Genomic DNA, 8,862 nt, shown 5'->3' on the forward strand with positions numbered 1-8,862 from the left:
CCCCAGCACGACGAGTACGCGATAAAACAGAACTCAGACCAGGACCCGCTCAATTACGTGAGCGTCCCCCTGCTCAATTACGAGATCGTTCACACGGAACTGGCCTGGGCCGATCGCAGCGCTCCGGGCTCGGCCGCCAACGTGTTCACGGTCATCGACCAGGCCGGCCAGCCCAGCACCATCGACCTGTCGCAGTCGCCCGACCCACCCGCCGGGCCGACCTTCCACTACCGCTCGACCGTCGAAGTGACCCTGGAGGTGGCCGCGGAGAGCGAAGCCGACGCTTTCGCCATGCTGGATGAGGTGTTCATCGAGGTGACCGCCGGAGGGCAACCAGTCCGCCGCGGCTTGGTCGCGTTGATCACACGCATCCCCACCGATCCTCGTCTCCTGGCTCACGCGCCGGCCAACTCCCAGGGCCCCGACGTATCGAAGGCGGGCTGATGCGCTTCTTCCTCGGCACCCATCACCCAGATTGGCTGGCCCGGGTGCGCGTCCCCCTGTATGCCTCGCAGCACTCGCTGTCGCCGCTTTCGTCCCTTCCCCGCTTGGTGGAGGGCGGGGTGTGGGGCCTGGACTCCGGGGCGTACACGGAACTCACCCGGTACGGGCGCTGGCGCCTGGGCGCCCGGATGGTGCGCCGCTACCACGACGAGATCGGCCATCCCTGCCACATCGCTCAGCTCGATTGGCCGTGCGAAGACGAATCGCTGGCCAGGACCGGGCTGTCGGTTGCAGAGCATCAGCGGGCGACGATCGTCAACGGGCTGGAACTCCGCAGCCTCGAACCTGATCTGCCCTGGATGCTGGTCCTGCAAGGCAGGCGTCCCCGGGACTATCTCGACCACCTGGAACAATGGCTCGCCGCCGGGATCGACCTGCGAGACGAGCCGGTCGTCGGGCTTGGCTCGATCTGCCGCAAGGGCACCATTCTGCCCGTCGCGCTCATGATCTCCTGGCTCGCCCGCTACGGGCTCCGGCTCCACGCCTTCGGCTACAAGACCACCGGTCTGATCTCCTCCGCCAGAGAGATCGTCTCCGGCGACAGCCTCGCCTGGTCACGAGCCGCCCGATGGGAAGCCCGCCACCCCCGCCACCAGCACCGCCACTGCGGCAACTGCCTCGACTACGCCCTTACCTGGCGTGCCGAACTGCTTGAGCGAGTTGACCGCGCCCACCCCGGCGTCGTGGAAGACCTCGCCCCGAGGAAGCAAGCAGCGTGAAGACCACTCCCGCCATGACCACCGCACAACGGACCCGCGCCACCAGGCTTAGCCTGTCGCGGGGACCGGACGGCCGGCTTGAGTTCACGCTGGCCATCCGTGGCCGATTCCAATTCTGGGACCTGGCCCGCGCTCTGGCCGCGTGGGCGGCGACCCAGCAGGACGTTCGGGATCTTCCCACGCATCCCGGAGAGCAGTGGGCGCTGGCACACGTCCGGGCGGTGACCTGGCGTTACGGCCACCAGCGGATCAGCTCCTGGTCCGATCACGTCCGCGAAGACGACCGCAGCGCCTTCGCCGACTGAGCCTACCACGCGGCCTGGCACCTGTGGGGCGAAGCCTTCGACATCCCCTACAGCGAGATCGCCGGCGCCATGACCCAGTTCCCCGCCCCCGAATACCTCGACAACTGGGGCTGAGACCCCCTCAACCACCCCTTCGATCGTCTCGCCGCCGCGGCGAGTCGCTCCTTCATCTCCGAAAGGACCACAACGTTCGTGATCGTTATCAGTCACACCCTGGAGACCGGCACCGTCGTCTACGGCACCACCCACGCGGACGGCTCGGGAGAGATCATCCGCGACGCCGGTTTCCGCCCATCCCGGCACCTGGACGACCACCCCGACTACGGCGAAGCGTACTGGTACCTGGGCTCCACCCGCCGCCGCCCGGCCAAGCAGTACGACATCGACCGGTGCGCCGCCGCGCTGCGCGGGTTCGGCCACGAGGTGCAGGTCGAGATCGACGACATCACCCTGCCTACCACCAGCTTCGCCGAACTGGAGGCCGAGCGCTACGACCGTGCCAAAGAGCGCGCGGAGCGGTTCAGCGGCTACGCCGACAACGCCCTGACCAAGGGCGGCGCCATGATCGGCCAGGTCAACCAGGAGCGCAGCCAGATCCCGCTCGGACAGCCGCACCTGATCGGCCACCACTCCTACAACCGGACCGTCCGGCAGGAGGAGAGGCGCAACGCCAAGGAGGACCGAGGCCGCGAACACGTGCAGCGCGGCGAACGGTGGGCCAGGCGCGCGAAGGCCGCAGCCGGAGTCAAGGCCGGCCGCGAGGACATCGGCACGACCCGCCGGCGCGTGGAGCGGCTCGAAGCTGAGGTCCGCCGCCACCAGCGCTACCTGAAGGGCCGGATCGAGCGGTGGGAGATCACGGTCATCACCGACTGGACCAACGACTACGGGCGAACCCTGGAGGAGCGGTTGGCCGACCGGCCGGAGGGCTCGCGCATCATCTCCCGCGACCAGGCCCGCAACACCGCCGAGGTGCTCATCGCCGTCGGCCCGACCGCCCGCGCGGTCACCGAGTCGCAGATCACCCTGCTGACCGAGGAGATCACCTACTGGAAGGCGCACATCACCAAGCTTCAAGAGCAGTCAGGCGAAAAGGTCTGGTCCAGCGCCGATTTCTCCCGCGGCGACTTCGTCAGGTGCGGGCGGCGCTGGTACGAGATCGTCCGAGTCAACTCCAAATCCCTCACCGTGGCCAACGGCGTCAACAGCGTCCACCTCGACGTGGTCACCATGGCCAACTCCCGCAACGCGCTGGGGGGAGCCGGATGGACCGACCGGCTCCCCTACGACCAGGCCGGTGGTCAGATGACCGCTGCCGAGGCCCGGTTCCGATATCCAGAAGCGTTCTCGACCAGCGCTCTCGACTCGGAAGCATCCGGAAACGGGCGGCAGGCCGGTGATCCCGCGTGATCCCGGACCCGATCCCTGGTGCTAACGAGCCGTGGCGGGTGGTGCAGTGGTCGGGCGGTATCGGCTCCTGGGCCGCCGCCCAGCGTGTCTCAGCACGGCACGGAATCGAAAAGATGGTCTTGGTCTTTGCTGACACTCTCGTCGAGCATCCTGATCTGTACCGCTTCAGAGGGGACGCGGCCGAGCAGCTCGGCCTCCCTGTCGTCCGGGTCTGCGATGGGCGGACACCCTTGGAGCTGTTCCGGGACGTCCGCTTCCTCGGCAACAACCGCGTCGCGCCCTGCTCTCGCTGGTTGAAGCAGATTCCGGCCCGCCGCTGGCTGGAGGCCCACATCGACCCGGACCAGGCGATCCTGTACGTCGGGATCGACCACTTCGAAGCCCACCGAACTGCGTCGATCACACGGGGCTGGACTCCCTGGACGGTCGAGTTCCCGATGCGCGAACAGCCCTACCTCACCAAAGCCGACATGCTGGACTGGGCAACCGACCTCGGACTGCGTCCACCGGCCCTCTATTACCCGCCCTACAACCTGAACCACGCCAACTGCGGTGGCTTCTGCGTGAGAGCGGGCATCCGACAGTGGACTCGCATGCTCGCTATCGAACCCACGGGGTTCGCCGCGGTCGAGGCCGCCGAGCAGGACCTTCGGAACGAGCTCGGCGACGTCGCGATCCTGCGTGATCGGCGCGGAGGCCGCTCCCGGCCGCTGCCGCTCTCCGAGCTCCGGACCCGCACTGCCACCCAAACCCCTCCACCGCCCACCAAAAGCACTCACCCCTCCCATGTCATGACTCGGAGCACTGTTTGACCGACGATCCTCGCTACAAGCCCGACACCGTGCCGCGGGCAGAACCTGATCTCGCGCCCACCGAAGACGCCAAGGAGACCACCGGAGACCGCCTGATCCGCTGGGGAGCGGCATTCTCAGTCCTGGTGGTGACCGGTATCGCCGCCGTGATCAGCTATGGACATGCCTACCGACTCGTCACCCGGTACGGCGAGACCGGCGCCACCGCCCAAGCCCTCCCCCTCACCGTCGACGGACTGGTCGCGACCTGCTCCCTGGTGATCCTGCACTACACCCGCAAGAACCGTAGAGCCCCCTGGCATGCCTGGGGTTTGCTGGCCATCGGCGTCTGCGCCACCGTCGGAGCCAATGTCGCCAACGGCTTGGGACACGGCATCGTCGGGGCCATCGTGGCCGGCTGGCCGGCCCTGGTCGCGGTCGGCTCCTTCGAACTCCTCATCCGCCTCCTACGCGACGGCCGCCCCACCTCCGGAAAAGAACGCGCAGCAGAACGGGCCGCCGACCCCACCCAGGATCAATCCGAGACGTTCTCCCCGGCCGACGGCCCCGAAACCGCTCTGTCGCCCCTCCCGGATCCCGACGCCCTGGTCGCGATCGAGATCTACGCCGACGAGCTCGACATGGGAAAGATCCCTTCGATCCGCCGGATCAAACGAGAACTCCAGGTCGGCCATCCCAAAGCTTCGCGCATTCGAGCAGCTCTCGCCCAGCACCCCGGGAGAAGCGCTCGTGAGCCCGCGTCCAAGCAACTCGTCGCCTAGCTACTTGCTCCTGAAGAAGTCCTCGAGGTAAGCACTTCTGACCTTGGCAATCACAGCGCAGGGCGGCTCGGCCGGTTGACGACGTTGGTGTCATTCCGCAGGCCGATGTGCGCCCGGCTGGCCGTCACCGGGTCGACGCCCTCGCGCTCGCACACTTCCAGGTACTCGACCAACCCGCGTGCGTAGGCATCGATCGTCCGCGGCGCCCTTCCCAGATCCGCCCAGATCTGCAGCCACTCGGCCGCCCGGACATGCCGGCCCGGGACCGGCCACTTCTCCTCCAGCACTACCGTGCCGCTCAAGCCATCTCCCTACGACAGGTAACCAACGTCGTAATGGATCGTCTTGGCGAGCCCGCACAGTGACATCACGTGCTCACTCGTAAGGGCCACGCGGCGTGGGCAAGCTCGCGACCTGGCTGAACGGCCGCGACTACATCGATGGGTACGACGCCATTGGGCGAAGCGGCTTGAGCGGATTCCGCCGGAAGGAGGGACCTCGGATCAGACCGCGACGGACAGTGCCCGAAGCCGCTCGCGGAACTCACGTACGGCCGGAACCGACTGGTGTGGTCCGAGTCGGTCAGAGAACTCCTTCAGCCGGATCCACGGCCCGCACGGAGCTGACCTTGTCTTCGAGCAGCTCGGCCCCGTAGTTCGCGGCGTCGAGTGCTCCATCCAGGTCATTACCAGCGAGTCGGGCTTCGGCCAGACGGCTGGACCGCACGGCCTTGTCCCGGGGCGCGGCCTTGTTGACGGAGGTCTCCAGGGAGCTTGTAGCGCGTTCCACCTGGCCCGAGCGCAGCATGACCTTGCCCTCGGTCGACTTCAGTTGCGCCTCGCCGTACCAGTCCAGCCAGTCGGGTGTTTCCTCCTCCGTGCAGCGGACCCAGAGGGAGATGGCGCGGTTCAGCGCCGTGCCGGCCTTCTGGTGATCGCCGTCGCGGGACAGCGCCTCGGCCTGGTGCAGGTGGAGGAACGACTGGGTATACGGGGACAGCGTGCGAGGCGCGTTGTCGATGGCCTTCGGTGGTAGCACCACACAGCCCGTGTGGGAACAGTTCGACCCGCGGACTTCCTGCGGCATTCCCAGCGGGCCACGAGGGTCCAGGCGGCGTTCCGCTCCGCCTACATCCTGCCCCGGGTCGACGCGGTCGCGGTCGGTACAGGCAACGTCGACCACCTGCGGGAGCTGATCGGCGCCCTGGCGTACGAGGTCGATGACCAGGTCGTCCGAGAGTACCGGCAGCTCCTCCAGCCCGCCGTCAGCCCGTCTGAAGTTCCTTCACCACTCGCTCCGCCGTCTCCCGGGCGGCCCCCAGTCGGGGGTCGTCCGGGTCGGCGTAGGGGCCGAGGATCTTCGCGGCGACGAACAGCGTCATCAGCTTGCCGTCCCGGCTCTCCAGATCGTCACATCGCTCGCTGCGGACGCGGTCGGCCAGAGCCGGGACGGCAAGGGAGGCGCCCCACAGATTTGCCGCGTCCAGGCCACACGGGGCCATGCCCCAGTCCTCCCAGTCGAACACGCAGAACACCGGCGCCGTCAAATTCGCCCAGTTGAAATCCGCATGGGCCAGACGCCATTCGCCTACGGCCGTATCGACGCCGGGGAAGACGCTGTGGATCCTTCCCGTGACCAGTTCCTGCGTGAGGGTCTCGGTATCCGGTGTCGCGACCCGGTTGGTGTGCTGCGCGGCGAGGGCATTCAGCGAGGCGTTCAGCGCGGCCCACCACTCCTCGGGCAGCTGCGGATCCTCCGCCACTACGGCGCTGCCCACCGGCGCCCCCGGCAGCAGCTCCGTCTCGTCCGCCCGCCACATCACCGGCTCCGTCTCGTCCCGCCACACGACGCCGGCGAGCCAGGCAGGTTTCGCGATCCCGCGCAGGGCCTCGGCGGACGCGGTGCCGTCCCCGCCCTGGACCCCGATCCGGTCGAGCCCTCGCCTCTCGATACGTACCCACGTATCGCGGTCCGTCCGCGCGCCAATCGAGCGGCGCTTGCGTACTACGGTGTCCCGATTCAGGCGTGTCTGAAGCGACCGCTCCACACGATCGAGAACCTCACCAACCGGTTCAACCCGCAAATCGACAGCACGAGTTGTATAAGCCGAGCGCATAGGCCTGACCGTAGCAGCGTGCCAGCCCGCAGGGGCCCCATCTTGGCCACAGTGGGAAGACTCCCCGCAGGGCTCCAGCCGGGCGGTTGATGCTGACGTGCTGACATCCCAGCGTTGGACACGCCCGCATCAGTCACTTGTGGTCAACAGCGCTCGGCCATGTTGTCTCTTCTCGACCGCACTGCCTTGACCACCTGTCGCGCGGCTTGCTCCGGATCTTCGTGTTCCCACCGGATGGCGACCCCGGAGCTGGACGTAGCGCGCCGCGATGCGGCGGGCTGCGGTCACAGGGTCGCTCACCGGACTGTACGCGTACTTCAAGTTGTGCAGCCGGATCCGCCCCGCTTGACCCGAAGAGCGGGTCGGGTGAGTGCGTGACGACGTGGGACATGGGGAATCAACCTCGTCGTCACGCGGTCTGCCAGCGCATGGATCGCCGGTGCGATGCCCAGCGCTGAGCCGCCGCGACGAGCTGGTTCCCCTATGGGGCAGGTTTGGCACGGGCGGGCGAGGCCCAGAAGCTGACCTGCGTCGCGGCGAAGGCGTCCAAGACGTCGGGGCGGCGTGTCTCAGCAGTGTGTAGCAGGTGATCACCTGCCAACAGCCCGGGTGTATCCCAGATCGAGGCGAGCGGTTATCAGATGGTGATCGGAGTCGTTTTGTTCGACCATTTGGTAGTCGGTGATGGCCGGTTCCAGTGGCTTTGAGACGTATATTCGGTCGCAGCGGATGGGAGTCGAATCTTGCCCGAACCCCGCGGTGGGGGCGCGCAAGTCCGGAACATTTCGCTGGTCGGATAGGAAACCGGCGACGTCGACGAATCCGGCCTGTTGCAGCGAGCGAGCGGCGGCCCGGTCGTCGGGGCCGTGCCTCACCTGCTTGTATCCCGGCAGTGCTCGCCAGTCCACGGCGGGGTCACCCAGGCCAGGGTCATTGAAGTCACCGCCCAGCACCGCCCAGCCTTTCGCCAAATCAGTGCTGGCACGCGCCTCCTCCTCCCGGATGGCTGGGTTGAACGGCGCGAAGTGCGCCGAGGCCAGTATCAGCGGGTGGCCGATGGCTGCCATGCGGCATTCAACTCGCGCTTGGGCATGCCAGAACGGCGGGTGCCGTTCATGACGTTCCCGCAGCACCTCCAGGCCGCGGCCAGGGCGGATGAGCACCACCAGGTGGCAGTCATGTCGGGCGGCCCGGGCCACATACCCGCGCATGTCCAGCGCTCGCTCGGCCAGGTGCAGGCCGTGGGCGCCATTGAGCAGCCAGTGCTTGGCCTCCTGGATCAGGATGACATCGGCCTCCAGGCCGGCCAGGAGGCCGAGCTGGCGGGTCAGTCGGCCGGCGTCACCGGCATCGATTCCGCCGTTGCGCAGGTTCCACGAGGCGATCAGCATCCGGTCTCCAAATTGTCCAGCAGTCCGGGCAGTTCATGCACAGTTGAGATCAGCAGCGCTCTGGCGGGAAGTCGCTCGCAAGGCGCCAGCGGTTCAGATCGGATCAGTACGGCGCGCATCCCGTATTCGAGGGGCTTGGCGACGTCCTTGGTGATGTTGTTTCCCACGAAAAGGATCTGGCCCGGGCTGTCCACGGTGGCAGCCTCTTCCACGGCCTCGTAGAACTGCGGCTGAGGTTTGGCGAACCCTAATTGATGCGACTGGATGAGTTCGGCGAAGAATCGGTCGGCGCCGGCCTGCACGAGGGCCGCACGGCGATCCTGGTGCGGCAGGGTGTTACTGGCCAGCACCAGCCGATAGCCACGGGAGCGAAGCAAGCTCAGGACGACGATCGCATCCGGGTCTACCGCTTTAGAGTGCCTGGGGGCCAGCGTGCCGCCGAAATCGAAGGCGATGCATCTGATCACGTGCCATCCTCCTTGTGACATCGCGGCTCGCCGGGTTCCAGCCATGAGCTCCTACCGTGGCGAGCACATACGGCCGAAATTCGGACCATCCCGCTCACCCTTGAGCGGGGGGCGGCGCATCACGGTCGACGGGTCATGCGTTCTTGATGGCCAGGCCCACGATGAGCACGCCGCCGACGCGGGGTGGGCCTCAATGTTCGTGCTCAGGTGAAAGGTCGTATCTGTGATGTGTCGATGCGGTCGGTGTTGAGCACGGTCACGATGCCGGAATGGTCGCTGGCCCCCTCGGGATCCACCTGGTAGTAGTCGACGATCGCGTCCTTCAGGGCCGGGGTGAGGTGAAACTGGTCAACCCGGACGAGGCCCGTGCCCGTGGC

The 8,862-nt window shown here is 67.2% G+C and carries 11 protein-coding genes; 6 read left to right on the top strand and 5 right to left on the bottom strand.

What is annotated here, in order from left to right:
• The 6 genes from AB0M95_RS39995 to AB0M95_RS40020 all read left to right on the top strand — a co-directional run.
• On the top strand, positions 1 to 444 hold a 444-nt coding region (locus AB0M95_RS39995), incomplete at its 5' end, for a hypothetical protein (protein ID WP_363776679.1).
• Entirely contained in the window at positions 444 to 1,223 is a 780-nt protein-coding gene (locus tag AB0M95_RS40000) for a hypothetical protein (RefSeq protein ID WP_363776682.1), read from the top strand. The genes AB0M95_RS39995 and AB0M95_RS40000, both read left to right, overlap by 1 nt.
• Positions 1,220 to 1,528: a hypothetical protein gene (locus tag AB0M95_RS40005; protein WP_363776685.1), complete on the top strand. Its 309-nt coding sequence runs from the start codon at positions 1,220 to 1,222 to the stop codon at positions 1,526 to 1,528. The genes AB0M95_RS40000 and AB0M95_RS40005 overlap by 4 nt, the downstream gene beginning before the upstream one ends.
• A gap of 192 nt (positions 1,529 to 1,720) precedes the next feature.
• Positions 1,721 to 2,938, top strand: coding sequence for a DUF3560 domain-containing protein (locus AB0M95_RS40010; protein ID WP_363776688.1), 1,218 nt, complete (start codon positions 1,721 to 1,723; stop codon positions 2,936 to 2,938).
• 113 nt (positions 2,939 to 3,051) lie between these two features.
• Positions 3,052 to 3,750, top strand: coding sequence for a hypothetical protein (locus AB0M95_RS40015; protein ID WP_363776691.1), 699 nt, complete (start codon positions 3,052 to 3,054; stop codon positions 3,748 to 3,750).
• Positions 3,747 to 4,511 carry a DUF2637 domain-containing protein gene (locus AB0M95_RS40020; protein WP_363776694.1) on the top strand — a complete coding sequence of 255 codons (765 nt, stop codon included), beginning with the start codon at positions 3,747 to 3,749 and terminating at the stop codon, positions 4,509 to 4,511. The genes AB0M95_RS40015 and AB0M95_RS40020 overlap by 4 nt, the downstream gene beginning before the upstream one ends.
• 50 nt (positions 4,512 to 4,561) lie before the next feature.
• Here AB0M95_RS40020 and AB0M95_RS40025 read toward each other — a convergent pair whose 3' ends face one another.
• The 5 genes from AB0M95_RS40025 to AB0M95_RS40045 all read right to left on the bottom strand — a co-directional run bounded on the left by AB0M95_RS40025 (position 4,562) and on the right by AB0M95_RS40045 (position 8,485).
• Complete coding sequence (locus AB0M95_RS40025; protein WP_363776697.1) at positions 4,562 to 4,813, bottom strand: hypothetical protein; 252 nt, start codon at positions 4,811 to 4,813, stop codon at positions 4,562 to 4,564.
• 280 nt (positions 4,814 to 5,093) lie between these two features.
• Positions 5,094 to 5,552, bottom strand: a complete 459-nt coding sequence (locus tag AB0M95_RS40030) for a hypothetical protein (protein WP_363776700.1) — start codon at positions 5,550 to 5,552, stop codon at positions 5,094 to 5,096.
• A 223-nt stretch (positions 5,553 to 5,775) separates the two neighbouring features.
• On the bottom strand, positions 5,776 to 6,627 hold the full coding sequence (locus tag AB0M95_RS40035; RefSeq protein ID WP_363776703.1) for an aminoglycoside phosphotransferase: 852 nt from the start codon (positions 6,625 to 6,627) through the stop codon (positions 5,776 to 5,778).
• Positions 6,628 to 7,217: 590 nt separating this feature from the next.
• Positions 7,218 to 8,018, bottom strand: a complete 801-nt coding sequence (locus AB0M95_RS40040) for an endonuclease/exonuclease/phosphatase family protein (RefSeq protein WP_363776706.1) — start codon at positions 8,016 to 8,018, stop codon at positions 7,218 to 7,220.
• On the bottom strand, positions 8,012 to 8,485 hold the full coding sequence (locus tag AB0M95_RS40045; protein ID WP_363776709.1) for an HAD family hydrolase: 474 nt from the start codon (positions 8,483 to 8,485) through the stop codon (positions 8,012 to 8,014). Before AB0M95_RS40045 ends, AB0M95_RS40040 begins: the two co-directional genes overlap by 7 nt.
• Between the last annotated feature and the right edge of the window lie 377 nt (positions 8,486 to 8,862).

The organism is Sphaerisporangium sp. NPDC051017 (genome assembly GCF_040683095.1).
Taxonomy (GTDB): Bacteria; Actinomycetota; Actinomycetes; order Streptosporangiales; family Streptosporangiaceae; genus Sphaerisporangium.